General features: G+C 58.5%; 30 protein-coding genes and 1 tRNA gene. 2 read left to right on the top strand and 29 right to left on the bottom strand.

Features of this window, described 5'->3' with window-relative positions; all coding sequences use genetic code 11:
- Positions 1 to 11: 11 nt before the first annotated feature.
- The 19 genes from rpsN to rpsL all read right to left on the bottom strand — a co-directional run bounded on the left by rpsN (position 12) and on the right by rpsL (position 11,604).
- On the bottom strand, positions 12 to 317 hold the full coding sequence (rpsN, locus tag LQ231_RS10465; protein ID WP_113140774.1) for a 30S ribosomal protein S14: 306 nt from the start codon (positions 315 to 317) through the stop codon (positions 12 to 14).
- Positions 318 to 350: 33 nt separating this feature from the next.
- A complete protein-coding gene (rplE, locus tag LQ231_RS10460) occupies positions 351 to 908 on the bottom strand; it encodes a 50S ribosomal protein L5 (protein ID WP_113140773.1) in 558 nt (185 codons plus the stop codon).
- Positions 901 to 1,209, bottom strand: a complete 309-nt coding sequence (rplX, locus tag LQ231_RS10455; protein WP_113140772.1) for a 50S ribosomal protein L24 — start codon at positions 1,207 to 1,209, stop codon at positions 901 to 903. The genes rplE and rplX overlap by 8 nt, the downstream gene beginning before the upstream one ends.
- 13 nt (positions 1,210 to 1,222) lie before the next feature.
- The gene (gene rplN, locus LQ231_RS10450; RefSeq protein ID WP_003495199.1) at positions 1,223 to 1,591 is read right to left on the bottom strand and encodes a 50S ribosomal protein L14; all 369 of its coding nucleotides are present in this window, start codon (positions 1,589 to 1,591) and stop codon (positions 1,223 to 1,225) included.
- Between the two features lie 230 nt (positions 1,592 to 1,821).
- On the bottom strand, positions 1,822 to 2,058 hold the full coding sequence (rpsQ, locus tag LQ231_RS10445) for a 30S ribosomal protein S17 (RefSeq protein ID WP_113140771.1): 237 nt from the start codon (positions 2,056 to 2,058) through the stop codon (positions 1,822 to 1,824).
- A gap of 14 nt (positions 2,059 to 2,072) precedes the next feature.
- Positions 2,073 to 2,273 (bottom strand): 50S ribosomal protein L29, encoded by a 201-nt coding sequence (rpmC, locus tag LQ231_RS10440; protein ID WP_009109531.1) that lies wholly within the window; start codon positions 2,271 to 2,273, stop codon positions 2,073 to 2,075.
- Positions 2,274 to 2,284: 11 nt separating this feature from the next.
- Positions 2,285 to 2,698 (bottom strand): 50S ribosomal protein L16, encoded by a 414-nt coding sequence (rplP, locus tag LQ231_RS10435; RefSeq protein ID WP_009109534.1) that lies wholly within the window; start codon positions 2,696 to 2,698, stop codon positions 2,285 to 2,287.
- Positions 2,699 to 2,735: 37 nt separating this feature from the next.
- Positions 2,736 to 3,458 carry a 30S ribosomal protein S3 gene (gene rpsC / locus LQ231_RS10430; protein ID WP_113140769.1) on the bottom strand — a complete coding sequence of 241 codons (723 nt, stop codon included), beginning with the start codon at positions 3,456 to 3,458 and terminating at the stop codon, positions 2,736 to 2,738.
- Complete coding sequence (rplV, locus tag LQ231_RS10425) at positions 3,458 to 3,847, bottom strand: 50S ribosomal protein L22 (protein WP_113140768.1); 390 nt, start codon at positions 3,845 to 3,847, stop codon at positions 3,458 to 3,460. Before rplV ends, rpsC begins: the two co-directional genes overlap by 1 nt.
- Positions 3,848 to 3,849: 2 nt before the next feature.
- A complete protein-coding gene (rpsS, locus tag LQ231_RS10420; RefSeq protein WP_113140767.1) occupies positions 3,850 to 4,128 on the bottom strand; it encodes a 30S ribosomal protein S19 in 279 nt (92 codons plus the stop codon).
- Positions 4,129 to 4,143: 15 nt separating this feature from the next.
- Entirely contained in the window at positions 4,144 to 4,980 is an 837-nt protein-coding gene (rplB, locus tag LQ231_RS10415) for a 50S ribosomal protein L2 (protein WP_113140766.1), read from the bottom strand.
- Positions 4,981 to 4,997: 17 nt separating this feature from the next.
- Positions 4,998 to 5,291 (bottom strand): 50S ribosomal protein L23, encoded by a 294-nt coding sequence (locus LQ231_RS10410; protein ID WP_009109905.1) that lies wholly within the window; start codon positions 5,289 to 5,291, stop codon positions 4,998 to 5,000.
- A complete protein-coding gene (rplD, locus tag LQ231_RS10405; protein WP_113140765.1) occupies positions 5,288 to 5,908 on the bottom strand; it encodes a 50S ribosomal protein L4 in 621 nt (206 codons plus the stop codon). Before rplD ends, LQ231_RS10410 begins: the two co-directional genes overlap by 4 nt.
- A 13-nt stretch (positions 5,909 to 5,921) precedes the next feature.
- Complete coding sequence (gene rplC / locus LQ231_RS10400; protein WP_113140764.1) at positions 5,922 to 6,560, bottom strand: 50S ribosomal protein L3; 639 nt, start codon at positions 6,558 to 6,560, stop codon at positions 5,922 to 5,924.
- Positions 6,561 to 6,736: 176 nt separating this feature from the next.
- Complete coding sequence (rpsJ, locus tag LQ231_RS10395; RefSeq protein ID WP_009109911.1) at positions 6,737 to 7,045, bottom strand: 30S ribosomal protein S10; 309 nt, start codon at positions 7,043 to 7,045, stop codon at positions 6,737 to 6,739.
- A gap of 256 nt (positions 7,046 to 7,301) precedes the next feature.
- A complete protein-coding gene (gene tuf, locus LQ231_RS10390) occupies positions 7,302 to 8,477 on the bottom strand; it encodes an elongation factor Tu (protein WP_230171273.1) in 1,176 nt (391 codons plus the stop codon).
- Positions 8,478 to 8,548: 71 nt separating this feature from the next.
- Positions 8,549 to 10,648: an elongation factor G gene (fusA, locus tag LQ231_RS10385; RefSeq protein ID WP_230171277.1), complete on the bottom strand. Its 2,100-nt coding sequence runs from the start codon at positions 10,646 to 10,648 to the stop codon at positions 8,549 to 8,551.
- Positions 10,649 to 10,682: 34 nt separating this feature from the next.
- A complete protein-coding gene (gene rpsG, locus LQ231_RS10380) occupies positions 10,683 to 11,153 on the bottom strand; it encodes a 30S ribosomal protein S7 (protein ID WP_113144305.1) in 471 nt (156 codons plus the stop codon).
- A gap of 79 nt (positions 11,154 to 11,232) precedes the next feature.
- On the bottom strand, positions 11,233 to 11,604 hold the full coding sequence (gene rpsL / locus LQ231_RS10375; RefSeq protein ID WP_003507760.1) for a 30S ribosomal protein S12: 372 nt from the start codon (positions 11,602 to 11,604) through the stop codon (positions 11,233 to 11,235).
- Positions 11,605 to 12,113: 509 nt separating this feature from the next.
- On the opposite strand from rpsL, the gene LQ231_RS10370 reads away from it, so the two are divergent.
- Positions 12,114 to 12,407, top strand: coding sequence for a transcriptional regulator (locus tag LQ231_RS10370; protein ID WP_113144304.1), 294 nt, complete (start codon positions 12,114 to 12,116; stop codon positions 12,405 to 12,407).
- A gap of 215 nt (positions 12,408 to 12,622) precedes the next feature.
- On the opposite strand, the gene rpoC is transcribed toward LQ231_RS10370, so the two are convergent.
- From rpoC to LQ231_RS10320, 10 genes are all read right to left on the bottom strand, one after another.
- Complete coding sequence (gene rpoC / locus LQ231_RS10365) at positions 12,623 to 16,834, bottom strand: DNA-directed RNA polymerase subunit beta' (protein WP_113144303.1); 4,212 nt, start codon at positions 16,832 to 16,834, stop codon at positions 12,623 to 12,625.
- A gap of 184 nt (positions 16,835 to 17,018) precedes the next feature.
- Complete coding sequence (rpoB, locus tag LQ231_RS10360) at positions 17,019 to 21,155, bottom strand: DNA-directed RNA polymerase subunit beta (protein WP_113144302.1); 4,137 nt, start codon at positions 21,153 to 21,155, stop codon at positions 17,019 to 17,021.
- Positions 21,156 to 21,403: 248 nt separating this feature from the next.
- Entirely contained in the window at positions 21,404 to 21,778 is a 375-nt protein-coding gene (gene rplL, locus LQ231_RS10355) for a 50S ribosomal protein L7/L12 (protein ID WP_113144301.1), read from the bottom strand.
- A 68-nt stretch (positions 21,779 to 21,846) separates the two neighbouring features.
- Positions 21,847 to 22,365, bottom strand: a complete 519-nt coding sequence (rplJ, locus tag LQ231_RS10350; protein ID WP_054160245.1) for a 50S ribosomal protein L10 — start codon at positions 22,363 to 22,365, stop codon at positions 21,847 to 21,849.
- A gap of 342 nt (positions 22,366 to 22,707) precedes the next feature.
- Positions 22,708 to 23,403 carry a 50S ribosomal protein L1 gene (rplA, locus tag LQ231_RS10345; protein ID WP_113144300.1) on the bottom strand — a complete coding sequence of 232 codons (696 nt, stop codon included), beginning with the start codon at positions 23,401 to 23,403 and terminating at the stop codon, positions 22,708 to 22,710.
- A 1-nt stretch (position 23,404) separates the two neighbouring features.
- Positions 23,405 to 23,833, bottom strand: coding sequence for a 50S ribosomal protein L11 (gene rplK / locus LQ231_RS10340; RefSeq protein WP_113144299.1), 429 nt, complete (start codon positions 23,831 to 23,833; stop codon positions 23,405 to 23,407).
- Between the two features lie 124 nt (positions 23,834 to 23,957).
- On the bottom strand, positions 23,958 to 24,488 hold the full coding sequence (gene nusG, locus LQ231_RS10335; protein WP_113144298.1) for a transcription termination/antitermination protein NusG: 531 nt from the start codon (positions 24,486 to 24,488) through the stop codon (positions 23,958 to 23,960).
- Positions 24,489 to 24,503: 15 nt separating this feature from the next.
- Positions 24,504 to 24,704, bottom strand: a complete 201-nt coding sequence (gene secE, locus LQ231_RS10330; RefSeq protein WP_230171276.1) for a preprotein translocase subunit SecE — start codon at positions 24,702 to 24,704, stop codon at positions 24,504 to 24,506.
- 183 nt (positions 24,705 to 24,887) lie between these two features.
- Positions 24,888 to 24,963, bottom strand: a tRNA-Trp gene (locus LQ231_RS10325).
- 127 nt (positions 24,964 to 25,090) lie between these two features.
- Positions 25,091 to 25,720, bottom strand: coding sequence for a hypothetical protein (locus LQ231_RS10320; protein WP_230171275.1), 630 nt, complete (start codon positions 25,718 to 25,720; stop codon positions 25,091 to 25,093).
- Between the two features lie 254 nt (positions 25,721 to 25,974).
- Between LQ231_RS10320 and LQ231_RS10315 the strand changes: the two genes are divergently transcribed.
- Complete coding sequence (locus tag LQ231_RS10315) at positions 25,975 to 26,358, top strand: pentapeptide repeat-containing protein (protein WP_230171274.1); 384 nt, start codon at positions 25,975 to 25,977, stop codon at positions 26,356 to 26,358.
- Positions 26,359 to 26,419: the final 61 nt, after the last annotated feature.

Raw genomic sequence — 26,419 nt, 5'->3', positions numbered from 1 at the left:
TGCCCGTCTCCTTACCAGCTCGACTTGACAATGCCCGGCACCTTGCCGGAATTGCCCAGTTCGCGAAGTGCGATACGCGACATACCAAGCTTGCGATAGAACGCACGCGGGCGGCCAGTCACTTCGCAACGGTTGCGAATGCGTGTCTTGGAGCCATCGCGCGGCAATTCCGCGAGCTTTAGTGTTGCCTTGAACCGATCTTCAATCGAGAGCGACTGGTTCATGATGATCGCCTTCAGCCCGGCCCGCTTAGCGGCGTGCTGACCGACCAACTTGCGGCGGCGCTTGTTCTTTTCAACTGCGCTTGTCTTCGCCATATGGAAGTTCCTCTTCTACGCTCGTCGTTACGGTTATGTACGGAACGGGAAGTTGAACTCTTTCAAAAGAGCCCGTGCTTCGTCGTCCGTCGGCGCCGTCGTGCAAACGATGATGTCCATGCCCCACATCTGATCAACCTTATCGTAGTTGATCTCAGGGAACACAATGTGCTCCTTGATGCCCATGGCGAAGTTGCCACGGCCGTCAAAGCTCTTCGGGTTCAGGCCCCGGAAGTCGCGAACGCGCGGAAGCGCGATGTTGATCAGGCGGTCCAGGAATTCATACATGCGGGCGCCACGAAGAGTGACCTTCGCGCCGATCGGCATGAATTCGCGAACCTTGAAGCCTGCGATGGAGTTGCGTGCCTTGGTGATGACCGGCTTCTGGCCGGCGATCGCTGCCAGGTCCGCAGCCGCCACTGTGGGCTTCTTCGAATCGGCTGTTGCTTCACCAACGCCCATGTTGATGACGATCTTGTCCAGCTTGGGGATCATCATCTCGTTGGCGTAGGAGAACTGCTCCTGCATCGCTGCGCGAATGCGGGAAACGTATTCAGCCTTGAGCCGCGGCTCGTACTTGGACTCAGCCATCGATCACATCCCCCGAACGCTTGGCCACACGCACCTTCTTGCCGTCGACCACGGAGAAACCGACGCGGGTCGGCTTGCCGTCCTTGCCGACGATGGCAATGTTGGACAGGTGAATGGAGGCTTCCTTGTTGATGATGCCGGCTTCCTGCGTCTGAGACTGACGCTGGTGGCGCTTCACCATGTTGATACCACGCACAAATGCGCGATCTTCTTTCGGCATAACCTGCAGGACTTCGCCAGTACGGCCCTTGTCCTTGCCGGAGAGTACGACAACGCTGTCGCCTTTGCGGATCTTATTCATCGCTTCCCGCTCCTTACAGTACTTCTGGAGCCAGCGAGATGATCTTCATGTGGTTCTTGGCGCGAAGTTCGCGCGGAACCGGTCCGAAGATACGGGTGCCGATCGGCTCTTTCTTGTTGTCGATAAGAACAGCAGCGTTGTTATCGAATCGAATGACGCTGCCGTCAGCGCGACGGATGTCCTTGGCGGTACGAACAACAACCGCCTTCATCACGTCACCCTTTTTCACGCGGCCGCGCGGGATGGCTTCCTTGATCGAGACGACGATAATATCGCCGACCGAAGCGTACTTGCGCTTGGAGCCGCCCAGCACCTTGATGCACATGACACGACGTGCGCCGGAATTATCCGCGACGTCGAGGTTAGTCTGCATCTGAATCATGTCAGGTCGCCTTCTTGTTGTAACCGAGACGGTTGGGCGCGAGCCCCCTATTCCGGCTTATGGTAAATTTCGACTGTGCGCGGGAAGATAAATACAGGGTGGTTTCCCATATGGGACCTTCCGTGCGCTCAAAGCAAAAGAACGCCCGATTCCGAGCGTTCCTGCGCCAATGGCCTGCTTCATACAGAATTCTGCGCAAGGTGCAAGCCCTTGCGCAGAAACTCCGTAAATTAAGCCTGGGCGGCGATAACCGTCCAGGTCTTGTCCTTGGAGATCGGTGCGCATTCCTCAATGGAAACAACATCACCGGTCTTGTACTGATTGTTCTCGTCATGCGCCTTGTACTTCTTCGACCGACGAACGGTCTTCTGAAGCAGCGGATGGGCAAAACGACGCTCGACCCGGACCACTACGGTCTTGTCGTTCTTGTCGCTGACAACGACGCCCTGCAGAATGCGTTTAGGCATATTATTCTGGTCCTTTAGGCCTTGGCTTCTGCCGCCTTCTGGCGGGCAATGGTTTTCACGCGAGCGATATCCTTGCGGACTTCGTTGACACGCGAGGACTTTTCAAGCTGGCCGGTCGCCTTCTGGAAGCGCAGGTTGAACTGCTCCTTCTTCAGCTTGGCAAGCTCGTCATTCAATTGATCGGCGCTCATGGCGCGGACGTCTGCGGCTTTCATGAACCTGATCCTTACTCTGCAATGCGCTGAACGAAGCGCGTCTTGACCGAGAGCTTGGCAGAGCCGAGACGAAGCGCTTCGCGAGCGATTTCCTCAGATACACCGTCGATCTCGAACATCATACGGCCGGGCTTGACCTTGCAGGCCCAGTATTCAACCGAACCCTTACCCTTACCCATACGCACTTCGGTCGGCTTTGCCGTGACCGGAACGTCGGGGAATACCCGGATCCATACACGACCTGCGCGCTTCATGTAACGGGTGATGGCACGACGAGCAGCTTCAATCTCGCGGGCGTTGACGCGGTTCGGCTCAAGAGACTTGAGACCGAACTCGCCGAATGCCAGGTCGAAACCGCCCTTGGCAACACCCTTGATGCGGCCCTTGAACTGCTTGCGGTACTTAGTACGCTTTGGCTGCAACATTTTCTTATTCTCCGAACTTATCTTTCGCCAGCGCTAATCAAGCGTTTTCGCGGCGACGGTCGCCACGTTCACGGCTTGCCGGACCCTGCGCATCGCCTTCCATCGCACGGCGCTCGGAGGCCATCGGATCGTGCTCAAGGATTTCGCCCTTGAAGATCCAGACCTTGACGCCGCAGATGCCGTATGCAGTTTCGGCTTCCGCCGTACCGTAATCGATGTCAGCACGCAGGGTGTGAAGTGGCACGCGGCCTTCGCGGTACCATTCGGTACGTGCGATTTCCGCGCCGCCAAGGCGGCCGGCGCAAGTGATCTTGATGCCTTCGGCACCGAGACGCATTGCCGACTGAACGGCGCGCTTCATAGCGCGACGGAATGCAATACGACGCTCGAGCTGCTGGGTGATCGACTGGGCAACGAGCGTTGCGTCGACTTCCGGCTTGCGCACTTCAACGATGTTGAGATGCGTCTCGGAGTTCGTCATCGTCGAGATCTTCTTGCGAAGCTTCTCGATGTCTGCACCCTTCTTGCCGATGATCAAACCCGGGCGAGCCGAGTGGATCGTGACGCGGCACTTCTTGTGCGGACGCTCGATGACGACCTTAGCGATACCAGCCTGCTTCAGCTCTTCCATCAGGTAAGCGCGGATCTTCAGGTCTTCGTGCAGCAGCTTGCCGTATTCGGCATTGTCTGCAAACCAGCGGCTGTCCCAAGTGCGGTTAATGCCGAGGCGGAAACCGATTGGATTGATTTTCTGACCCATTATGCGGCCTCCCCTTTGGCTTCGACTTCACGCACCACGATGGTGAGGTGCGAGAACGGCTTTTCGATGCGCGATGCGCGGCCGCGGCCACGAGCGTGGAAACGCTTCATGACGATCGACTTGCCAACATAGGCTTCGGCGACAACCAGCTGGTCGACGTCGAGATCATGGTTGTTCTCGGCGTTTGCAATCGCAGATTCGAGCGTCTTCTTGACGGTCGCTGCGATACGCTTGCGGGAGAATTCCAGGTCAGCGAGAGCGCGCTCTACCTTCTTGCCGCGGATCAGCGCGGCAACCAGGTTGAGCTTCTGAGGGCTGACGCGCAGCGTACGTGCTACGGCCTGCGCCTCATTGTCCTTGAGCCGGCGTTCGGCTTTTGCCTTGCCCATGATTACTTCCTCTTCGCCTTCTTGTCCGCGCCGTGACCGTAGTAGGTCCGCGTCGGAGAGAATTCACCGAACTTGTGACCGACCATGTCTTCGTTGACGTTGACCGGAATGTGTTTGCTGCCGTTGTAGACGCCGAACGTGAGGCCGACGAACTGCGGCAAGATGGTGGAGCGACGGCTCCACATCTTGATCACTTCGTTACGGCCGCCTTCGCGAACCTTCTCAGCCTTCTTGAGAAGATAGCCGTCGACGAACGGGCCTTTCCATACTGAACGAGCCATTTCAGACTACCTCTCTTACTTCTTCTTCAGGTGGCGCGAGCGCATGATGAACTTGTCGGTCGACTTGTTAGACCGAGTCCGCTTGCCCTTCGTCGGCTTGCCCCAAGGGGAAACCGGGTGACGACCACCGGATGTGCGGCCTTCACCACCACCGTGCGGGTGGTCGACAGGGTTCATGACGACACCGCGGTTATGCGGTGTCTTGCCGCGCCAGCGGGTACGACCCGCCTTGCCATCATTGATGTTGCCGTGGTCCGGGTTGGAAACGGCGCCGATCGTTGCCAGGCACGAGCCGTGGACGAGACGCTGTTCACCCGAGTTCAGGCGAAGGATTGCCATGCCGGCATCGCGGCCGACCAGCTGAACGTAGGTGCCTGCAGAGCGGGCGATCTGACCACCCTTGCCCGGCTTCATTTCGACGTTGTGCACGATCGAACCAACCGGGATCGACTGCAGCGGCATGGCGTTGCCAGGCTTCACGTCAACGGCCTTTTCAGACGCGATGATCTTGTCGCCGGCAGCCAGACGCTGCGGAGCCAGGATGTAGGCCTGTTCGCCGTCGGTGTAGGTCACCAGAGCGATGAAGGCGGTGCGGTTCGGGTCGTATTCCAGACGCTCGACCGTGCCTTCAACTTCAAACTTACGACGCTTGAAGTCGATGAGACGGTAGGTGCGCTTGTGACCGCCGCCGATGAAACGGGCGGTGATACGGCCGAGGTTGTTACGACCGCCGCTCTTGGAGAGACCTTCGGTCAGTGCCTTTACAGGCTTGCCCTTGTGGAGGCCCGAGCGGTCGACGATGACCAGCTGGCGCTGGCTCGGCGTGGTCGGGTTAAAGCTTTTCAATGCCATTGTTCTTGTTCCCTACCTCAGACGCCCGTCGACACGTCGATGGACTGACCTTCGGCAAGCGTGACGATCGCCTTCTTGACGTCCTTCTGCTTGCCGGCGAAGCCGCGGAAACGCTTGGTCTTGCCCTTGCGGAGCAGCGTATTGACGGCGGTAACCTTGACGCCGAAGAGCGCTTCGACAGCAGCCTTGATTTCTGGCTTGCTGGCACCCTTGGCGACGTTGAAGACGACCTGGTTGAATTCGGAAACCGTGGTCGACTTTTCGGTGATCGACGGAGACACGATCACATCGTAGTGGCGAAGATCAGTCATTTGAACCGCTCCTCCAGAGCTTCAACCGCAGCCTTGGACAGCACGAGCTTGCCACGACGCAGGATGTCATAAACGTTGATGCCTTGAACCGGCAGAACATCGATGTTCGGGATGTTTGCGGCAGCGAGCTTGAAGTTGCTGTCGATTTCGGCACCGCCGATGACGAGAGCATTGGTGAGGCCGAGCAGCTCGAAGGTACCGACGAGCGACTTGGTCTTTGCTTCAGCGGAGATCAGCTGATCGATGATGATCAGGTCTTCCGACTTCAGCTTCGCCGACAGGGCGTGACGCAGAGCCAGAGCACGAACCTTCTTCGGCAGGTCATGGGCATGGCTGCGAACAACCGGGCCGTGAGCCTTACCACCGCCGCGGAACTGCGGGGCGCGAGCCGAATGGTGACGAGCACGACCGGTGCCCTTCTGCTTGTACATCTTGGCACCAGTGCGCGAAACTTCCGCACGGGTCTTCGTCTTGTGTGTACCCTGACGCTTGTTGGCAAGCTGCCAACGGATCATGCGAGCAATGATATCCTCGCGCGGGTCCAGGCCGAAAATGTCGTCCGACAGAGAAACCTTGCCGGCTTCCTTGCCCTCGAGGGTCTTGACGTTAAATTCCATGTCCTTGGCTCCCTTACTTCGCCGACTTGACGGCGTCGCGGACGATGATCCAGGAACCCTTGGAACCGGGAACGGCGCCCTTCACAAGGATAAGACCGCGATCTTCATCGGTCGAAACGACTTCGAGATTCTGGGTGGTTACGCGAGTCTGGCCCATGTGACCAGCCATGCGCTTGCCCTTCCAAACGCGACCCGGATCCTGGTTGGAACCAGTCGAGCCGTGCGAGCGGTGCGATACGGACACGCCGTGGGTCGCGCGAAGACCACCGAAGTTGTGGCGCTTCATGGCACCGGCAAAACCCTTACCGATAGTCGTGCCAGTGACGTCGACCAGCTGGCCGGCTTCAAAATGGCCAGCCGTGATCTGCGCGCCGACGTCGATCATGTTGTCTTCCGACACGCGGAATTCAACAAGCTTCGCCTTCGGCTCAACGCTTGCAGCGGCGAAATGGCCGCGCAGGCCCTTCGACGTATTCTTAACCTTGGAATTACCGGCACCGAGCTGAAGCGCTACGTAGCCGTTCTTTTCAACAGTGCGCTGAGCAACGACTTGTACGTTGTCCATACGCAGAACTGTTACCGGGATATGCTCGCCGGCGTCGTTGTAGACGCGCGTCATTCCCACTTTCTGTGCAATCACACCTGAACGCATTGGTTCATTCCTCTTGAGAGTCGCGTCAGGATCCTTTGAAAGATCCCTCGCCCGCCTCTTTGTTTAAGGATTCCACTCAAGCCCTTCCGAGCCATCGGGTTTCCCGTTTCGAGAAGTCGTTGGCAGGTCTTGCCACGTACCTTCCTTGTTATTACGGCTCTCGCCGGAATTTCTTCTTAGAGCTTGATCTCGACGTCTACGCCGGCAGCCAGGTCGAGCTTCATCAAAGCGTCAACGGTCTGCGGAGTCGGATCAACGATGTCGAGCAGGCGCTTGTGTGTGCGCATCTCGAACTGTTCGCGGCTCTTCTTGTCGACGTGCGGCGAACGGTTAACAGTGAATTTTTCAATTCGGGTCGGGAGCGGTACCGGACCGCGGACGCTTGCACCTGTGCGCTTTGCCGTCTGCACGATTTCGCGCGTGGAGGCATCAAGAACCCGGTGATCAAACGCTTTAAGGCGGATGCGGATATTCTGGCCGTTCATTCGACTTGTCCTTGTTTTTACTTGCGTCCCGCATGCGCAGAGACAGTGAATTACCAATTACGGCCGGCCCCTAATTTTCAAAAATCACAGGGACACCGTGAGGGTGTCCCTGTCACTTATCTGTATGAGGTGCCCTGCCGCCCAAAACCCGTTTCCGAGCTTCGTGAATACAGCGCTAGAATCGCACGATGCAGATCACCGCGCGATTCTGATTGTGGTCGGCGACATACACCGTCGCCGACTATTCGTCAATCGATTACTCGATGATCGAGGCAACGATGCCGGCGCCGACGGTGCGGCCGCCTTCGCGGATCGCGAAGCGCAGCTTTTCTTCCATCGCGATCGGAACGATCAGCTCAACCTGAACCGTGACGTTGTCGCCAGGCATAACCATTTCCGTGCCTTCCGGAAGCGACACGATGCCGGTCACGTCGGTGGTGCGGAAGTAGAACTGCGGACGGTAGTTGGTGAAGAACGGCGTATGACGGCCGCCTTCTTCCTTCGTCAGGATGTAGGCTTCTGCCATGAACTTCTTGTGCGGCTTCACAGAACCCGGCTTGCAAAGAACCTGACCACGCTCAACGTCGTCGCGCTGGATACCGCGAACGAGAGCACCGATGTTGTCGCCGGCCTGGCCCTGGTCGAGCAGCTTGCGGAACATTTCAACGCCGGTAACCGTCGTCTTCTTGGTGTCGCGGATGCCGACGAATTCGACTTCTTCGCCAACCTTGACGATACCACGCTCGACGCGGCCCGTCACAACCGTACCACGACCCGAGATCGAGAACACGTCTTCGATCGGCATCAGGAACGGCTGGTCGATCGGACGCTCAGGCGTCGGGATGTAGGCGTCGACAGCGGCCATCAGCGCGCGCACTGCGTCTTCGCCGATTTCCTTGTTGCTGTCGTTGAGAGCAGCAAGCGCCGAACCCTTGACGAACGGGATGTCGTCGCCCGGGAAGTCGTAGGACGACAGAAGTTCGCGCACTTCCAGCTCAACCAGTTCGAGCAGTTCTGCGTCGTCGACCTGGTCGACCTTGTTGAGGAACACGACGATCGCCGGAACGCCAACCTGACGGGCGAGCAGGATGTGCTCGCGGGTCTGCGGCATCGGGCCGTCGGCAGCCGAGCAAACCAGGATCGCGCCGTCCATCTGCGCTGCACCGGTGATCATGTTCTTGACGTAGTCGGCGTGGCCGGGGCAGTCGACGTGGGCGTAGTGGCGGGCCGGCGTCTCATACTCGACGTGTGCCGTCGAGATGGTGATGCCACGTGCCTTTTCTTCCGGAGCGGCGTCGATCTGATCGTAGGCCTTGTATTCACCGAAATACTTGGTGATCGCAGCCGTCAGAGACGTCTTGCCGTGGTCAACGTGGCCGATCGTGCCGATGTTAACGTGCGGCTTGTTGCGTTCAAACTTACTCTTTGCCATTTTCGGCTCTCCATTCTTGATCCCGTTAAGGGGAATTCCGTTTATTTCTTAGAGGCTTGGGTGTGTTCCGGTCACTTCTGACCGGAATACTTTGCCTGGATTTCTGCAGCAACGTTACTCGGGACCGGCGAATAGTGGTCGAACACCATCGAGTACTGTGCACGGCCCTGCGACATGGAGCGCAGGTTGTCGACGTACTTGAACATGTTGGCGAGCGGGACGTGAGCGTTGATCACGATCGCAATGCCGCGCTGTTCCTGGCCCTGGATCTGGCCACGACGCGAGTTCAGGTCGCCGATCACGTCACCGACGTAATCTTCCGGCGTTACCACTTCGACCTTCATCATCGGCTCGAGGAGCTGAGCGCCGGCCTTCTTGGCTGCTTCACGGAAGCAGGCACGCGAGGCGATTTCGAAGGCGAGGACCGAGGAGTCAACGTCGTGGTATGCGCCGTCGATCAGGGTTGCCTTGACGCCGAGCATCGGGAAGCCTGCGAGCGGACCAGACGACAGAACGCTTTCGATACCCTTCTGGACGCCCGGGATGTATTCCTTCGGAACAGCACCACCGACGATCTTGGATTCGAACTTGAACTCGTCACCTTCCGGATTCGGTTCGAAGACGATCTTGACGCGCGCGAACTGGCCGGTACCACCGGACTGCTTCTTGTGCGTGTAGTCTTCTTCGTGATTCCGGGTGATGGTTTCGCGGTAGGCAACCTGCGGAGCACCGACGTTGGCTTCAACCTTGAACTCGCGACGCATACGGTCAACGAGAATGTCGAGGTGAAGTTCGCCCATGCCAGCAATGATGGTCTGGCCGGATTCCTGGTCGGTCTTGACGCGGAACGACGGGTCTTCAGCAGCCAGGCGATTGAGCGCGAGGCCCATCTTTTCCTGGTCGCCCTTGGACTTCGGCTCGATCGCGATCTGGATGACCGGTTCCGGGAATTCCATGCGCTCGAGGATAACCGGCTTCAGCGGATCGCAGAGCGTGTCGCCAGTGGTGGTTTCCTTGAGGCCAGCCAGAGCCACGATGTCGCCCGAGAAGGCTTCCTCGATGTCTTCACGGCTGTTCGAATGCATCTGCAGCATGCGGCCGACGCGCTCGCGCTTGTCCTTGACCGTGTTCATGACCGAGACGCCCTTTTCGAGCTTGCCGGAGTAGATACGGGCGAAGGTCAGCGAACCGACGAAGGGGTCGTTCATGATCTTGAAGGCGAGCATAGCAAGCGGCTCGCTGTCATCGGCATGACGCTCGATTTCGGCTTCGGTCTTGAAGTCGATGCCCTTGATCGCCGGGATGTCCAGTGGCGACGGCAGGTATTCGACAACGGCGTCGAGCAGCGGCTGTACGCCCTTGTTCTTGAAGGCGGTGCCGCAGAACATCGGATGGAACTTGACGTCGATCGTGCCGCGGCGAACCAGGGCGCGGATCTTTTCGTTGTCCGGCATGATGCCGTTCAGGTAGTCTTCCATCGCCTGTTCATCGACTTCGACGATCTGTTCGATCATCTTTTCGCGATATTCAGCGGCCTTTTCCTTCAGGTCGTCCGGGATTTCGACAACATCCCAGGCGGCGCCGAGCGATTCATCGCGCCATACGAGCGCGTTCATCTCGATCAGGTCAACAACACCCTTGAATTCGGTTTCTGCACCGATCGGGAGCTGCATGACAACAGCGATGGCGCCAAGACGGGTCTTGATCATGTCAACCGAGCGGTAGAAGTCCGCGCCGGTCTTGTCCATCTTGTTGCAGAAGATCATCCGCGGAACGTTGTACTTCTCAGCCTGGCGCCAGACGGTTTCCGTCTGCGGCTCTACACCGGCGTTGGCATCGAGAAGAGCGATCGCACCGTCGAGCACGCGCAGCGAACGTTCGACTTCAATGGTGAAGTCGACGTGGCCGGGGGTGTCGATGATGTTGAAGCGGCGCATCTTGCCATCGCGACCCTTCCAGTAGGTCGTCGTGGCAGCGGACGTGATGGTGATACCACGTTCCTGCTCCTGCTCCATCCAGTCCATCGTAGCAGCGCCGTCATGGACTTCGCCGATCTTGTGAGACTTACCGGTGTAGTAGAGGATGCGTTCGGTGGTCGTGGTCTTGCCGGCGTCGATATGCGCCATGATACCGAAGTTGCGGTAGTCTTCGATTTTATATTCGCGAGCCATAATGGACTGCCTTTCAATATTCGATCGGTTCAGATTACCAACGGTAATGCGAGAAGGCGCGGTTTGCGTCGGCCATCTTGTGGGTGTCTTCGCGCTTCTTGACGGCGGAGCCACGGTTGTTGGACGCATCCATCAGTTCGCCCGACAGACGGTCGATCATGGTGGTCTCGTTGCGCTTGCGAGCGGCAGCGATCAGCCAACGGATGGCGAGGGCCTGACGGCGCTCCGGACGAACATCAACGGGAACCTGGTAAGTTGCACCACCTACGCGGCGCGAACGCACTTCAACATGCGGCGCGACATTGTCGAGCGCCTGATGGAAGATTGCGATCGGCTCTGCCTTGGCCTTGGCCTGGACCGCATCGAAAGCACCGTAAACGATGTTTTCAGCGACCGACTTCTTGCCGTGAAGCATGATGGCGTTCATGAACTTGGTGACGACGAGATCGCCGAACTTCGGGTCCGGATTGATTTCGCGCTTTTCTGCACTATGGCGACGGGACATACTAGTTTGTCTCTCAACGGTTAGGACGCTTTACCACGCGGAGAACCTCGCGCAGCGCCGTTAAATCTAAAAGGCCGAATTACTTCGGACGCTTGGCACCATACTTGGAACGGCGCTGCTTACGGTTCTTGACACCCTGGGTATCGAGAACGCCGCGGATGATGTGGTAACGAACGCCCGGCAAGTCCTTTACACGACCGCCACGGATCATGACGACGGAGTGTTCCTGCAGGTTGTGACCTTCACCCGGAATGTAGCCGATGACTTCGAAGCCATTGGTCAGACGGATCTTGGCGACCTTACGCAGAGCCGAGTTCGGCTTCTTCGGGGTCGTCGTATAAACGCGGGTGCAAACGCCGCGCTTCTGTGGGTTTTCCTGCAGAGCAGGTACCTTGTTGCGCTTTACCTGTGCCTGACGCGGCTTGCGGATCAGCTGGTTTACGGTAGGCATATAACCATCCCTTGCAAATTTAGTCTCTCAAGCCCTTGCGAGCCCACGGTATTGCCGTTTCCGGCGGCGGCCGCACATTTTCTTCATGCGCAAAATGTGGCCCGATCCGTTTCAAGCGGATGGACCACAAAAGACAGAGGACGCATTTCAAGAAACGCGTCTTGCGTGCAGCATTCGTGTCGTCAACGTGCGTAAAGAACCTTGTTTGAGGCGAACTCCAGGACGTGGCGTCCCAAAAAACCCGGCCTCACATGGGCTCTGATGGCCGGGGGAATACTGTTTTCCCCCTCTTTCGTCAAGTCTCAATCGAAAATTAATGGCCGGAAGGCCTGTAGAGTAGGCCTTTGGCGGCTTTCCGCATTGGAAAAACGGCGACAGGTAACGAATTGGCTTGGCTTGATCCGCGAAACTTCTAGATAAGGAGTTGGGCAACGTCAATTCACCCTACCCTGCCTTGGACGATTCGACCCGCAGAGAATCGTGACACTCGAACAAGAAGACCAGACGCCATGATCACCAGTCCCGACAACGACAACAATCGCGACGAGCCGATGGTGTTCATCATCATCGCAAAGGCATACGAAACCGAAGGCGGCGCGCCGATCGACCTGCATGTGCTTCTGACGGCGCCGGATGACGATTCGGCCGTGCGGCTGGCGCTCAACGCCCTTTCGGAGGAAGGCTTCCTCGAAGCGGACCTCGACCAGATCGGCATGATCACCGGCGAGCCGGACGAGGAACCGCATGCGTCCGCCTATCAGGGCGCACTCGAAGGCGAAGTGGCAATCATCCGCTTCAACTGAAGCGACCCGCGCTTTCTTCCTGACTTGCAAGGCCATCCGGATTTCTCCGGGTGGCCTTTTCGCATTTTGCCGCCGGATCGCAGGTCGCGCCAGTCATATTCGATCGGCGTCAGCCCCGGACATTCTTCACCAAACGAAAAAGCGCCCGGGAAACCCGGGCGCCTTCGATCTGTCAAACTGGCGGATGCGACTTCGTCGCGCCCGTCGTTTGCGGCTTATTCGGCAGCAGGTGCTGCTTGACCGGCCAGGTTCTGCAGCATCGGCGTTGCAACGTCGGCGCCCGTGCCCTTCTTGCGTTCCTCGATGATGAGTTCATCACGCGAGGTGGCAATGCGGCGGATCTGCGTCATGGTGCCACCGGTACCGGCCGGGATCAGACGGCCGACGATGACGTTCTCCTTGAGACCCTGCAGCGTGTCGGTCTTGCCGGCGATCGCAGCTTCCGTGAGAACCTTGGTGGTTTCCTGGAAGGATGCGGCCGAGATGAACGACGGGGTCTGCAGCGATGCCTTGGTGATACCGAGAAGGACCGGATCGCCGTAAGCCGGCTTCTTGCCTTCCTCGATCAGACGCTCGTTGTTGTCGTCCATTTCGATCCGGTCGACATTGTCGCCAACGATGTAATGGCTATCGCCAGCATCGGTGATTTCAACCTTCTGCAGCATCTGGCGAACGATCACCTCGATGTGCTTGTCGTTGATGACAACGCCCTGCAGACGGTAGACTTCCTGGATTTCGTTGACCAGGTACGAAGCGAGTGCTTCGACGCCCTTGATCGCCAGGATGTCGTGCGGTGCCGGGTTACCGTCGAGGATGTAATCACCCTTTTCGATATAGTCGCCGTCCTGAAGGTGGAAGGGCTTGCCCTTCGGGATCAGGTACTCGACCGGTTCGACACCGTCTTCCGCCGGCTCGATGATGACGCGACGCTTGTTCTTGTAGTCGCGGCCGAGGCGGATCGTACCATCGATCTCAGCGATGATGGCATGGTCCTTTGGACGACGAGCTTCGAACAGTTCGGCAACACGTGGCAGACCACCGGTGATGTCCTTGGTCTTGGCGCTTTCCAGCGGCGAACGTGCAAGCACGTCACCCTGGGAAACCTTGGTACCAGGTTCAACCGACAGGATCGCATCCACCGAGAGGAAGAAGCGAGCATCGCTGCCGCGGGACATCTTCAGGACATTGCCTGCAGCGTCCTTGATGACGATGGCCGGCTTCAGATCCGCACCGCGCGGGGTCGAACGCCAGTCGATAACCTGACGCTTGGTGATGCCGGTGGATTCGTCGGTCGCTTCGAGCACCGAGAGACCGTCGATGACGTCCTCGAAATGCACGGTACCTTCGACTTCCGTCATCATCGGGCGTGTGTACGGATCCCACTCGGCCAGACGCTGGCCGCGCTTCACCTTGTCGCCGTCATCAACGAAGACCTTCGAACCGTAGGCAACACGCTGCGAGGAGCGCTCGACACCGCGTTCGTCAAGAATGGTCACGGCCAGGCTGCGGCCCATGGCAATCAGATTGCCATCGGAATTGCGCAGCATGTTGCGGTTCTTGATCTGAACGGTCCCTTCGTACGACGCTTCCAGGAACGACTGGTCGACCACGGTCGCCGTGCCACCAAGGTGGAACGTACGCATGGTGAGCTGGGTGCCCGGTTCACCGATCGACTGCGCCGCGATGACGCCGACGGCTTCGCCCATGTTGACAGGCGTACCGCGGGCCAGATCTCGGCCGTAGCAGATCGAGCAAACGCCGGTCTGAACTTCGCAGGTCAGGGCCGAACGGATACGGATCGACTGAATGCCAGCCTTTTCGATTTCGATGACATCGGGCTCGAGGATCATCTTGCCAGCATCGACGATGCGTTCACCCGTGAGCGGATGATCGATGTCGTCCAGTGCCGTACGTCCGAGAACGCGAACGCCGATGGAAGCCACGACCTGACCGGCATCGATGATCGCCGTCATGGTCAGGCCCTTGTCGGTGCCGCAATCCACGAGGTTGACGATGCAATCCTGCGCGACGTCGACGAGACGACGGGTCAGGTAACCGGAGTTCGCGGTCTTCAAGGCGGTGTCTGCGAGACCCTTACGGGCACCGTGGGTCGAGTTGAAGTACTCGTTAACGGTCAGACCTTCCTTGAAGTTCGAGATGATCGGCGTCTCGATGATTTCACCCGACGGCTTGGCCATCAGGCCGCGCATGCCGCCCAGCTGACGCATCTGGTTCGGAGAACCACGCGCACCGGAATGGGACATCATGTAGATGGCGTTCATCTGCTTCTGGCGACCCGTTTCCGGATCGAACTCGACGGCCTTAATGCGGGCCATCATGTCCTCGGCGACCTTTTCGGTTGCCTTGCCCCAAGCGTCGACGACCTTGTTGTACTTTTCGCCCTGAGTGATCAGACCGTCATTGTACTGCTGCTCGTATTCCTTGACCAGACTTTCGGTATCGCCGACGATCTTGGCCTTGGTTTCCGGGATGACCATGTCGTCCTTGCCGAACGAGATGCCAGCCTTGCACGCATGGCTGAAGCCGAGCTGCATGATGCGGTCGCAGAAGATGACCGTGTCTTTCTGGCCGCAATGACGGTAGACCGTGTCGATCATCTTGGAGATGTTCTTCTTGGTCATTTCCTGGTTGCAGGTGTCGAAAGGCACCTTGACGTTCTTCGGCAGAAGTTCGCCGATGAGCATACGGCCAGGCGTCGTTTCGAAAATCTTCGAAACCGGCTTGCCTTCTTCGTCAACCGTCTTGAAGCGGCCGCGGATCTTCGAGTGCAGCGTCACGATCTTGTTTTCAAGCGCGTGATGCAGCTCGCCGATGTCGGAGAAGGCCATGCCTTCGCCCGGCTCGTTCTGGTTCATGATCGACAGGTAGTAGAGACCCAGAACCATGTCCTGCGACGGAACGATGATCGGTGCACCGTTGGCCGGGTGCAGGATGTTGTTCGTCGACATCATCAGAACGCGGGCTTCAAGCTGGGCTTCGAGCGACAGCGGCACGTGAACGGCCATCTGGTCGCCGTCGAAGTCGGCATTGAAGGCCGTGCAGACGAGCGGGTGCAGCTGGATAGCCTTGCCTTCGACCAGCGTGGGTTCGAAGGCCTGGATGCCCAGGCGGTGGAGCGTCGGCGCGCGGTTCAGGAGAACCGGATGCTCGCGGATAACCTCGTCGAGGATATCCCAGACTTCCGGCTTTTCCTTTTCAACCAGCTTCTTGGCCTGCTTGACGGTCGAGGAATAACCCTTGGCGTCGAGACGGGCATAGATGAACGGCTTGAACAGCTCGAGCGCCATCTTCTTCGGCAGACCGCACTGGTGCAGCTTCAGTTCCGGACCTGTCACGATAACCGAACGACCGGAATAGTCGACGCGCTTGCCGAGAAGGTTCTGGCGGAAGCGGCCCTGCTTGCCCTTGAGCATGTCGGACAGCGACTTCAGCGGACGCTTATTGGCACCGGTGATGACGCGGCCACGACGGCCGTTGTCGAACAGCGCGTCCACAGATTCCTGCAGCATGCGCTTTTCGTTGCGGATGATGATGCCCGGCGCGCGCAGTTCGATCAGGCGCTTCAGACGGTTGTTACGGTTGATCACGCGACGATAGAGATCGTTCAGGTCGGACGTGGCGAAACGGCCGCCGTCCAGAGGAACGAGCGGGCGCAGATCCGGCGGGATGACCGGAACGACCTTCATGATCATCCATTCCGGGCGGTTGCCGGATTCCATGAAGTTCTCGACGATCTTCAGGCGCTTCATCAGCTTCTTCTGCTTGAGATCCGACGTGGTCTCAGCCAGATCAGCACGCAGATCGCCAGCGATCTTCTCGAGGTTCATCGAGGCCAGCATCTCATAGATGGCTTCAGCGCCGATCATGGCGGTGAACTGGTCTTCGCCGAACTCGTCAACGGCAATCATGTATTCTTCTTCGGAAAGAAGCTGATTTTCCTTGAGCGAGGTCAGGCCCGGCTCCGTGACGATGTAGTTTTCGAAGTAGAGAACGCGCTCCACATCCTTCAGCGTCATGTCGAGCAGGGTCGAGATGCGCGACGGCAACGACTTCAGGAACCAGATATGGGCAACGGGTGCAGCGAGCTCGATATGGCCCATGCGCTCACGGCGAACACGCGACAACGTCACTTCGACGCCGCACTTTTCGCAGATGATGCCCTTGTACTTCATACGCTTGTACTTGCCGCACAAGCATTCGTAGTCCTTGATCGGTCCGAAGATACGCGCGCAGAAAAGACCGTCGCGTTCCGGCTTGAACGTACGATAGTTGATGGTTTCCGGCTTCTTGATCTCGCCGTAGGACCACGAAAGAATCTTTTCCGGGCTGGCAATCGAAATCCGGATGGAATCGAAGTGCTGCGCCGGTACCGACGGGTTGAAAAGGTTCATGACCTCTTGGTTCATGCCTGTCTCCTTCATGGGGCAAAAGAGCCCTCAATTGGGTGTCGGTTTCAGCAAATTCCCGGGATGCTGGACCGAACCCTTAAATGACAATAACCGCCAAATGCGGCGAAACTTCCCTGCCCCGACCAAAGCGGTTCAAGGCGGGAATGGCGTGCGAGACTGTCCCGCACGCCCTTGTCAACTTTTACTCTGCCGCGTCAGGCAGCTGGCCGGTTGCCGCGTCATCGAGCTTGGAATTCTCCAGTTCGACGCTGAGGCCCAGCGAGCGCATTTCCTTAACGAGAACGTTGAAGCTCTCGGGAATGCCCGCTTCGAAGGTATCGTCGCCACGGACGATCGCCTCGTAGACCTTGGTACGGCCGGCCACGTCGTCCGACTTCACCGTCAGCATTTCCTGCAGGGTGTAGGCGGCGCCGTAGGCTTCCAGCGCCCAGACTTCCATTTCCCCGAAACGCTGACCGCCGAACTGCGCCTTACCACCGAGCGGCTGCTGGGTGACGAGCGAGTAAGGACCGATCGAACGAGCGTGGATCTTGTCATCGACCAAGTGGTTCAGCTTGATCATGTACATGTAGCCAACGGTCACCTGACGGTCGAAAGCTTCGCCGGTACGGCCATCATACAGAACAGACTGGCCCGACGGGTTGAGGCCCGCCTTCGTCAGCATCTCGGAGACGTCGCTTTCATGCGCACCGTCGAAAACCGGGGTCGCGATGGAGACACCGCGCTTGGCTTCTTCGGCAAGACGAACCAGCGATTCATCGTCGAAGGACGAGACCTCGTTGTGCTGTTCCGAGGCATAGATCCCGGTCAGCTCGTTGCGCAGGTCGGTGATGTCGAGATGCTTGCGATAGTCCTCAAGCATCTGGCCGATCTTCTTGCCCATGCCGGCGCAAGCCCAGGCAAGGTGGGTTTCGAGGATCTGGCCGACGTTCATGCGCGACGGAACGCCGAGCGGGTTCAGAACGATGTCGACATGCGTGCCGTCTTCGAGGAACGGCATGTCTTCGACAGGCACGATCCGCGACACAACACCCTTGTTGCCGTGACGGCCGGCCATCTTGTCGCCTGGCTGGATCTTGCGCTTCACAGCGACAAAGACCTTGACCATCTTCATGACGCCCGGAGGCATTTCGTCACCGCGCTGGACCTTCTCGACCTTGTCCATGAAGCGCTGTTCAAGGCGCGACTTGGATTCGTCGTACTGACCGCGAAGCGCTTCGAGTTCGGCCTGAGCCTTTTCGTCTTCGACAGCGAACATCCACCATTGCGAACGAGGATACTCGGAGATGACGGCGTTCGACAGTTCGCCACCCTTCTTGTAGCCCTTCGGACCGGCAATCGAGACGTGGCCACGCAGCATGTCGAGCAGACGGCCGTAGACGTTACGGTCGAGGATCGCCTGTTCGTCGTCACGGTCCTTGGCGAGGCGTTCGATTTCCTCGCGCTCGATCGCCATCGCACGTTCGTCCTTCTCAACGCCGTGGCGGTTGAAGACGCGAACTTCGACGACGGTACCGAACGTGCCCGGAGGCATGCGCATGGACGTGTCGCGGACGTCGGAAGCCTTTTCACCGAAGATGGCGCGCAGAAGCTTTTCTTCCGGCGTCATCGGGCTTTCGCCCTTCGGGGTGATCTTGCCGACGAGGATGTCACCCGGCTGAACTTCGGCACCGATATAGACAATACCGGCTTCGTCGAGGTTGCGCAGCGCTTCTTCCGAAACGTTCGGAATGTCGCGGGTGATTTCTTCCGGACCGAGCTTGGTGTCACGGGCCATGACTTCGAACTCCTCGATATGGATCGAGGTGAAGACGTCTTCCGAGACGATGCGCTCCGACATGAGGATCGAGTCCTCATAGTTGTAGCCGTTCCACGGCATGAACGCGACGAGCGCGTTGCGGCCGAGAGCCAGATCGCCGAGGTCGGTCGAAGGACCGTCCGCGATGATGTCGCCCTTGTTCAAGATGTCACCGACGGTGACCAGCGGACGCTGGTTGACGCAGGTGTTCTGGTTGGAGCGCTGGAACTTCTGCAGACGGTAGATATCAACGCCGGACTTCGACGGATCGAGGTCCTCGGTGGCGCGGATAACGATACGCGTCGCATCGACCTGGTCGACCACGCCGCCGCGACGGGCACCGATGGCAGCACCGGAGTCACGGGCAACGATCGGCTCCATGCCGGTACCGACGAACGGGGCTTCGGCACGCAGAAGCGGCACGGCCTGACGCTGCATGTTCGAGCCCATGAGGGCGCGGTTGGCGTCGTCGTTTTCCAGGAACGGAATGAGAGCGGCCGCAACGGACACCAGCTGCTTCGGCGAAACGTCCATCAGGTTGATGGTGTCGCGCGGGGACAGCATGACTTCGCCGGCATGACGGCATACGACGAACTCTTCGACGAATTCGTTGTCGGCCGTCAGCTCGGAATTGGCCTGGGCGACGTAGTATTTCGCTTCTTCCATCGCTGAAAGATAGACGACGTCCTTTGTCACCTTGCCGTCGATGATCTTGCGGTACGGGCTTTCAATGAAGCCGTACTTGTTGACCCGTGCAAAGGTAGCCAGCGAGTTGATCAGACCGATGTTCGGGCCTTCCGGCGTCTCGATCGGGCAAATACGGCCGTAGTGGGTCGGATGAACGTCGCGGACTTCAAAGCCGGCGCGCTCGCGGGTCAGACCACCCGGTCCAAGAGCCGAAAGGCGGCGCTTGTGGGTGATTTCCGAAAGCGGGTTCACCTGGTCCATGAACTGCGACAGCTGCGAGGAGCCGAAGAATTCGCGGACGGCAGCTGCTGCCGGCTTGGCGTTGATCAGGTCCTGCGGCATGACGGTGTCGATCTCGATCGACGACATGCGTTCCTTGATGGCGCGCTCCATGCGCAAGAGACCCAGACGATACTGGTTCTCCATCAATTCACCGACCGAGCGAACGCGGCGGTTGCCGAGGTTGTCGATGTCGTCGATCTCGCCCTTGCCGTCGCGCAGTTCGACCAGCATCTTGACCACGGCCAGGATGTCGTCCTTGCGCAGGACACGAACGGTGTCTTCGACGTCGAGGTCGAGGCGCATGTTCATCTTGACGCGGCCAACGGCGGACAGATCATAGCGCTCGCTGTCGAAGAACAGCGAGTTGAACATGGCTTCAGCCGAATCCATCGTCGGCGGTTCACCCGGACGCATGACACGGTAGATATCGAACAGAGCGTCCTGACGGTTCTCGTTCTTGTCTGCGGCCAGCGTGTTGCGGATGTAGGCGCCCACGTTGATATGGTCGATGCCGAGAACCGGGATTTCGTCGAAACCGGTTTCAAGGATCTGCGGCAGGGTCTTCTCGTCGATTTCCGCGCCGGCTTCCATGTAGATCTCGCCGGTCGCCATGTTGACCAGGTCTTCGGCAAGGTAGTTGCCGTAGAGGTCTTCATCGGCCGCGCGCAGGGCCTTGAGGCCCTTGTCGGTCAACTGACGCAAGAGACGCGGGGTGAGCTTCTTACCACCTTCGACCACGACTTCGCCGGTGTCGGCGTCGATCATGTCGGTGATGGTCTTGGCGCCCTTCAGCGTTTCAGGCGTGAACGGAATGCGCCAGCCCTTGCCGTCGCGGACATAGTTCGACTTGGTATAGAAGGTCGACAGGATCTCTTCGCCGTCCATGCCGAGCGCCATCAGCAGCGAGGTCACGGGGATCTTGCGACGACGGTCGATACGGGCGTGCACGATGTCCTTGGCGTCGAATTCGATATCGAGCCAGGAGCCGCGATACGGAATGACGCGTGCGGCAAACAGCAGCTTGCCCGACGAATGGCTCTTGCCCTTGTCGTGGTCGAAGAAGACGCCCGGCGAACGGTGCATCTGCGAGACGATGACGCGCTCGGTGCCGTTGACGATGAACGTGCCGTTGTTGGTCATGAGCGGCATGTCGCCCATGTAGACAGACTGTTCCTTGATGTCCTTGATGGACTTCGCGCCCGTATCCTCGTCGATATCGAACACGATCAGGCGCAGCGTGACCTTGAGCGGTGCGGCATAGGTCAGGTCGCGCTGACGGCATTCGTCAACGTCGAACTTGGGCTGTTCGAATTCATAGGACACGAATTCCAGCATCGACGCACCGGAAAAATCGGTGATCGGGAATACGGACCTGAAAACGGCATTCAGTCCCTCGTCGGGACGGCCGCCTTCGGGCTCGTCGACCATGAGGAACTGGTCATAAGATGCCTTCTGAACCTCAATAAGGTTCGGCATTTCTGCGACTTCTGGAATTTTTCCGAAAAACTTGCGTACGCGCCTGCGACCGTTAAAGGTAAGGGTCTGAGCCATCGTCGCTCCTTGTCAGTTTGCACCCGGGCCTGCAACAGACGGTGACCGCTGGCCAGGCGGCTCCGTCAAAAAATGGATCACTCAATCTCGTCTCGAGATCCGGGCGGCCGGCCGGTTTGCCGGGTGCGCGGGTCAAGACCATCCTCTTGAGAACCCATTACCCAGGAACCGTTTTCATACGGTTCCTGGGTAATATGTTCGGAGGAAACCGGCGGGAAAAGGAAACCTTCTCCCGCCGCATTCCGATATTACTTAACGTCGACCTTAGCGCCGGCGTCTTCAAGCTTCTTCTTGAGGTCGGCAGCTTCAGCCTTCGAAACAGCTTCCTTGACAGCCTTCGGAGCGCCTTCGACGAGGTCCTTGGCTTCCTTCAGGCCGAGACCTGTGATAGCGCGGACTTCCTTGATGACGTTGATCTTGTTTGCGCCGGCATCCGTGAGGATGACGTCAAACTCGGTCTTTTCTTCTTCAACAACAGCAGCAGCGCCGCCGCCAGCAGCAGCAACAGCTACAGGAGCAGCTGCAGAAACGCCCCACTTTTCTTCGAGCAGCTTGGAAAGCTCAGCAGCTTCCAGAACGGTCAGAGCCGAGAGGTCGTCAACGATCTTTGCGAGATCAGCCATTTTACTATTTCCTTATAGATGTTCGGTTCGAAACGAACGAGTTAGGGTATGAACAGCGAAAAACCGCCTTACGCGGCTTCGTCCTTCTTTGCATAGGCCGCAAACACGCGGGCAAGCTGAGCTGCCGGTGCCTGTACCACACCTGCGATACGCGTAGCCGGAGTCTGGATCATGCCCAGCAGCTTCGCACGCAGCTCGTCCAGCGAAGGCAGGGTCGCAAGCGACTTGACTGCATCGGCGGTGAGCGTGGTTGTTCCCATGGCGCCACCGAGAACAACGATCTTGTCGTTGGTCTTGGCGAAATCCATGACGACCTTCGGAGCCGTGATCGGATCATTGCTGAATGCAATCAGCGTCTGACCCTTGAAGAGATCGGTGATCCCTTCGGCTTCCGTGCCCTGAAGAGCGATCTTGGCCAGGCGGTTCTTCGCGACTTTGACGGTGCCGCCAGCAGCACGCATTTTTGAACGGAAGTCGTTCATCTGCGCAACTGTGACACCAGCATAGTGGGCCACAACAACCGAACCGGAAGCCTTGAAGACTTCGTTCAGTTCTGTGACGAATTCGCGTTTTTCCGCTCTTTCCACTGTCTGTCTCCAGTTGATGAGACCGCAATCTGCGGGCCCCATCGGGTTTGCCTTTTGCCTCAAGGGATCCAACTCATCAGATCCCGAGCGACGCTTGAGGATCCTGCCCCCTCGCAGCGAAGCGAACTTCGATGCCAAGGCGAATAAGGCTCGAACCGAACTTCAAGACGTCTACAGACGTTTAAAATCGGGTCTTACCCCGTCTCATGCAGGTGAATATTAAGGCCACGGGGGCCACCCACAATCTCGGACAGGAGTGTCTGGTTTTTAAGGCCAGACATTTCCGGCCCCGAAAGGCCGGAAACTTGGTTGACCGGAGCGCGAAGCCCCGGCCGAAATAGATTAAGCCGTAACCGTCGACGGATCGATCTTGACGCCCGGACCCATGGTCGAGGAGATCGCTACGCGCTTAACGTAGTTACCCTTGGCACCAGCCGGCTTTGCCTTGACGACAGCGTCAGCAAAAGCCTTGATGTTTTCTTCGAGCGCCTTGGCATCGAAGGAAGCCTTGCCGATGCCGGCATGGATGATACCAGCCTTCTCGACGCGGAACTCGACAGCACCGCCCTTGGAAGCCTTGACGGCGCCAGCGACGTCCATGGTCACAGTGCCGACCTTCGGGTTCGGCATCATGCCGCGCGGGCCGAGAACCTTACCGAGACGACCGACGAGCGGCATCATGTCCGGGGTCGCGATGCAACGATCGAAGTCGATCTTGCCGCCCTGAACGATTTCGACGAGGTCTTCGGCGCCGACGATGTCTGCACCAGCGGCCTTGGCTTCATCAGCCTTGGCGCCACGTGCGAAGACAGCAACGCGAACGTCGCGGCCCGTGCCGTTCGGCAGGTTGACAACGCCACGAACCATCTGGTCGGCATGACGCGGGTCAACGCCGAGGTTCATTGCGATTTCAACGGTTTCGTCGAACTTGGCAACCGCACGTTCCTTGACCATCGAAATGGCGTCGGACAGAGCGACGAGCTTGGTCGGATCAACGCCTTCGCGGATCTTCTGAATACGCTTTGCAAGCTTTGCCATTTTAAGCCACCACTTCCAGGCCCATGGCGCGGGCGGAGCCCTCGATCATAGCCATTGCGCCAGCGAGATCCGCGGCGTTGAGATCCTTCATCTTAGCTTCAGCGATCGTCTGGACCTGAGCCTTGGTGATGGAGCCAGCCTTTGTCTTACCCGGCAGCTTCGAGCCGGATGTGATCTTGGCTTCCTTCTTCAGGAAGTAGCTGACCGGCGGCTGCTTCATGATGAAAGTGAAGGACTTGTCCTGGTAATAGGTGATGACGACCGGGATCGGCATACCCTTTTCCATTTCCTGCGTGGCGGCATTGAACGCCTTGCAGAATTCCATGATGTTTACGCCACGCTGACCAAGCGCCGGGCCGATTGGCGGGGACGGGTTTGCCGATCCTGCCTTGACCTGAAGCTTGAGCTGGCCTGCAACTTTCTTAGCCATATCTCTCTGCCTTTCAATATGCCGGAATTACCCGGCGGCTGCGGTTGCGTGGTACGTCTGGTCAGTCCGGCTTAGAGACTGCCATCCTCCCACGCGGCTCGGGGAGTTACCTCCCCTTCTCCACTCAGACCTTTTCGACCTGAGCGTATTCGAGTTCGACCGGCGTCGCGCGACCGAAGATGGAAACTTCGACCTTGAGGCGCGAACGCTCCTCATCGACATCCTGAACAACGCCGTTGAACGAGGCGAAGGGACCGTCAGAGACGCGAACCTGCTCGCCGATCTCGAAGGTAACGGACGACTTCGGACGCTCGACGCCTTCCTGGACCTGACCCAGGATACGATCAGCCTCAAAGTCGGGAATCGGAACCGGCTTATTGTCGGAACCGAGGAAACCCGTAACCTTCGGGGTATTCTTGATCAGGTGATAAGCTTCGTCCGTCAGATCCGCCCGCACCATCACATAGCCGGGAAAGAACTTGCGCTCGCTATCAACCTTGCGGCCGCGACGAACCTCGACGACCTTTTCGGTCGGAACGAGGATCTTTTCGAACAAATGAGTGAGACCCTTCTGACGAGCCTTGTTCTCGATGTCCTCTGCGACCTTCTTTTCAAAATTCGAGTATGCGTGGACGATGTACCAACGTGCCGCCATGTTCGTCTCCGTCCGTTAATTGCCGATGCTCAGCACAAGGCTGAGGAGCCAGCCGATGAGCTGGTCAGCGCCGAAGAAAAACAGCGCAGCGAAAACGACCATCGCCAGAACCATGAGCGTCGAAATCACGGTCTCGCGGCGCGATGGCCACGTGACCTTGGACGTCTCGGAGCGTACCTGCTGCAGAAACGCGAATGGATTTGCCTTGGATGCCATTTAATGCCCACGCATTTACGGCGCGTAAAGCTGAATAACTCAGCCCCACGCACCGCGTGTCTGTTTGAACCCTACATAAAGACCGATTCCCTTTTTCACAAGAGGGAAACGGACCTTCAGCAACTTTTTGGCTTATGCCATAAATCACCGCACGTCGCGAAGTGATGCGCGCCGCACTGAAAATGGCAGGGGCAGCCGGGCTTGAACCGACGACCTGCGGTTTTGGAGACCGCCGCTCTACCAACTGAGCTATACCCCTAAGCCGTCCTGCGGATTGAACATAACCGTTCTGTCCGAGGCATGGCGCACCCTTTAAGACGGCAAACAAAGATTGGCAAGAGGCTTTTTATTCCTTTTTGCCAAAGCCCCCGCTTCGCCGGTCCGAACTACCACCGGCGCTGCAGCCGGGCGCTGACCTTCGCCGGGGATCCACTCTGGAATTCACCCACCGAGACCGAGAGACTGACGCCGAGCGGCAGGCCTTTGCGTACCGTCACATAGGCCTGGTGCGAGGCGGCGCTGTCGAGAGCAATGTCGGCGAGGATAGCGGCATCGATGTCGGAGAAGGTGAAGGTGACGTTCTGGCGTGCGACAATGTTCATTGGCGATGCCTCAAGACCCCGGCTTGCAGAGACATCCAGCGACGGCGAGACGCTCGTCGAGCGATTCTCGGCCATCACCACCCTGGCGGCGCCGGTCCTCGCGTTGAACCGCAGCCCCACCGATGCCTGCCGCGTGCTTTGCGAGACCAGCGTCAGATCACCCCACAGCCTCAGCGGCAGCACGCGTGTGCCCGAACCTGCAGCACCCGCAGCCGTCACATTTGATTCGGCCCCGAGACTGACACGCAAGCCCATGTCGAATTCGACACCCGAGCGGAAGGCGAAATCACGATCGCCCGATCTGGAAACCGACCAGATCAGCGGCCTTTCGTCGGCAAGGACAGCACCAGCACCGAAGACGGACGATAGAATGGCGAGCATGCCGGCGCGTTTTGCACCCGTCGCTGGTCTCATGGCATAGTCCACAATCGCTGAGGCCACAGACAATGCAGCATCCGGCTGCACGAGGATCGGTCGCCGCCAGCCCCACAGGCACAGCCGTCAACACGAATCGCAAATGGCGCATGGCTGCCCTGCAGAGCCGCTGTCAGGACTTTCCCGACATCCCGGGAGCAAACAGCGCCATGGTGGGCGGCTCGCTTGCCTGCACGGGGCAATTGGCCAATAGTAAGCAATCAAACGCCCGGTTGCCTGCGATGGGAGCTTTCATGATCCGAATCCACAATGCCACCCTGCCTGCCTCAGAATTCGAAGACGCCAACCTCAGCGGCTCCCGGTTCGTCGATGTCAATCTGGAGGAAGCGGTGTTCAGCGACGTCAATCTCGACAATGTGCTGATCAGCGACGCGCGGGCCTATCACGCGACATTCCGCAAGACGTCAATGGAGAGTGCCACGTTCGAGAATATCGACATGCGCTCGGTCGCGCTACGCCATGTGGACCTCGACGGAGCTTCGATCCGGTTCGCCAGCCTGATCAACGTGTCGATCGCCGAATGCGACGTCAGGGGTATGACCATCGACGGCTACATGGTGACGGATTTGCTGAAGCTGGCCAGGCCTGAAATCGAGGAGGAGGTCGACGAGCGCTGAAGAATCGTTCCGCAGCCTCCATATAGACGGTGATTGCAGCGCCCGGCAGAGTTGCGGCATG

The organism is Rhizobium sp. CECT 9324 (genome assembly GCF_918741265.1).
Classification (GTDB): domain Bacteria; phylum Pseudomonadota; class Alphaproteobacteria; order Rhizobiales; family Rhizobiaceae; genus Allorhizobium.
Note: the sequence above shows the minus strand (reverse complement) of the source record. Positions and strands in the feature narration are given on the sequence as shown.

What these genes read in the sequence shown, in the direction of transcription:
- rpmC (WP_009109531.1), bottom strand. Translation starts at nt 2,273, where the DNA reads ATGAAAGCCGCAGACGTCCGCGCCATGAGCGCCGATCAATTGAATGAC.
- rplP (WP_009109534.1), bottom strand. Translation starts at nt 2,698, where the DNA reads ATGTTGCAGCCAAAGCGTACTAAGTACCGCAAGCAGTTCAAGGGCCGC.
- rpsQ (WP_113140771.1), bottom strand. Translation starts at nt 2,058, where the DNA reads ATGCCTAAACGCATTCTGCAGGGCGTCGTTGTCAGCGACAAGAACGAC.
- nusG (WP_113144298.1), bottom strand. Translation starts at nt 24,488, where the DNA reads ATGGCGGCACGTTGGTACATCGTCCACGCATACTCGAATTTTGAAAAG.
- rpsC (WP_113140769.1), bottom strand. Translation starts at nt 3,458, where the DNA reads ATGGGTCAGAAAATCAATCCAATCGGTTTCCGCCTCGGCATTAACCGC.
- rpsG (WP_113144305.1), bottom strand. Translation starts at nt 11,153, where the DNA reads ATGTCCCGTCGCCATAGTGCAGAAAAGCGCGAAATCAATCCGGACCCG.
- rplD (WP_113140765.1), bottom strand. Translation starts at nt 5,908, where the DNA reads ATGGAATTTAACGTCAAGACCCTCGAGGGCAAGGAAGCCGGCAAGGTT.
- rplC (WP_113140764.1), bottom strand. Translation starts at nt 6,560, where the DNA reads ATGCGTTCAGGTGTGATTGCACAGAAAGTGGGAATGACGCGCGTCTAC.
- secE (WP_230171276.1), bottom strand. Translation starts at nt 24,704, where the DNA reads ATGGCATCCAAGGCAAATCCATTCGCGTTTCTGCAGCAGGTACGCTCC.
- rpoB (WP_113144302.1), bottom strand. Translation starts at nt 21,155, where the DNA reads ATGGCTCAGACCCTTACCTTTAACGGTCGCAGGCGCGTACGCAAGTTT.
- rplE (WP_113140773.1), bottom strand. Translation starts at nt 908, where the DNA reads ATGGCTGAGTCCAAGTACGAGCCGCGGCTCAAGGCTGAATACGTTTCC.
- fusA (WP_230171277.1), bottom strand. Translation starts at nt 10,648, where the DNA reads ATGGCTCGCGAATATAAAATCGAAGACTACCGCAACTTCGGTATCATG.
- rpoC (WP_113144303.1), bottom strand. Translation starts at nt 16,834, where the DNA reads ATGAACCAAGAGGTCATGAACCTTTTCAACCCGTCGGTACCGGCGCAG.
- LQ231_RS10315 (WP_230171274.1), top strand. Translation starts at nt 25,975, where the DNA reads ATGATCCGAATCCACAATGCCACCCTGCCTGCCTCAGAATTCGAAGAC.
- LQ231_RS10370 (WP_113144304.1), top strand. Translation starts at nt 12,114, where the DNA reads ATGATCACCAGTCCCGACAACGACAACAATCGCGACGAGCCGATGGTG.
- rpsJ (WP_009109911.1), bottom strand. Translation starts at nt 7,045, where the DNA reads ATGAACGGCCAGAATATCCGCATCCGCCTTAAAGCGTTTGATCACCGG.
- rplL (WP_113144301.1), bottom strand. Translation starts at nt 21,778, where the DNA reads ATGGCTGATCTCGCAAAGATCGTTGACGACCTCTCGGCTCTGACCGTT.
- rplB (WP_113140766.1), bottom strand. Translation starts at nt 4,980, where the DNA reads ATGGCATTGAAAAGCTTTAACCCGACCACGCCGAGCCAGCGCCAGCTG.
- LQ231_RS10320 (WP_230171275.1), bottom strand. Translation starts at nt 25,720, where the DNA reads ATGAGACCAGCGACGGGTGCAAAACGCGCCGGCATGCTCGCCATTCTA.
- tuf (WP_230171273.1), bottom strand. Translation starts at nt 8,477, where the DNA reads ATGGCAAAGAGTAAGTTTGAACGCAACAAGCCGCACGTTAACATCGGC.
- rplX (WP_113140772.1), bottom strand. Translation starts at nt 1,209, where the DNA reads ATGAATAAGATCCGCAAAGGCGACAGCGTTGTCGTACTCTCCGGCAAG.
- LQ231_RS10410 (WP_009109905.1), bottom strand. Translation starts at nt 5,291, where the DNA reads ATGACTGATCTTCGCCACTACGATGTGATCGTGTCTCCGTCGATCACC.
- rpsL (WP_003507760.1), bottom strand. Translation starts at nt 11,604, where the DNA reads ATGCCTACCGTAAACCAGCTGATCCGCAAGCCGCGTCAGGCACAGGTA.
- rplN (WP_003495199.1), bottom strand. Translation starts at nt 1,591, where the DNA reads ATGATTCAGATGCAGACTAACCTCGACGTCGCGGATAATTCCGGCGCA.
- rplK (WP_113144299.1), bottom strand. Translation starts at nt 23,833, where the DNA reads ATGGCTAAGAAAGTTGCAGGCCAGCTCAAGCTTCAGGTCAAGGCAGGA.
- rplA (WP_113144300.1), bottom strand. Translation starts at nt 23,403, where the DNA reads ATGGCAAAGCTTGCAAAGCGTATTCAGAAGATCCGCGAAGGCGTTGAT.
- rpsN (WP_113140774.1), bottom strand. Translation starts at nt 317, where the DNA reads ATGGCGAAGACAAGCGCAGTTGAAAAGAACAAGCGCCGCCGCAAGTTG.
- rplV (WP_113140768.1), bottom strand. Translation starts at nt 3,847, where the DNA reads ATGGGCAAGGCAAAAGCCGAACGCCGGCTCAAGGACAATGAGGCGCAG.
- rpsS (WP_113140767.1), bottom strand. Translation starts at nt 4,128, where the DNA reads ATGGCTCGTTCAGTATGGAAAGGCCCGTTCGTCGACGGCTATCTTCTC.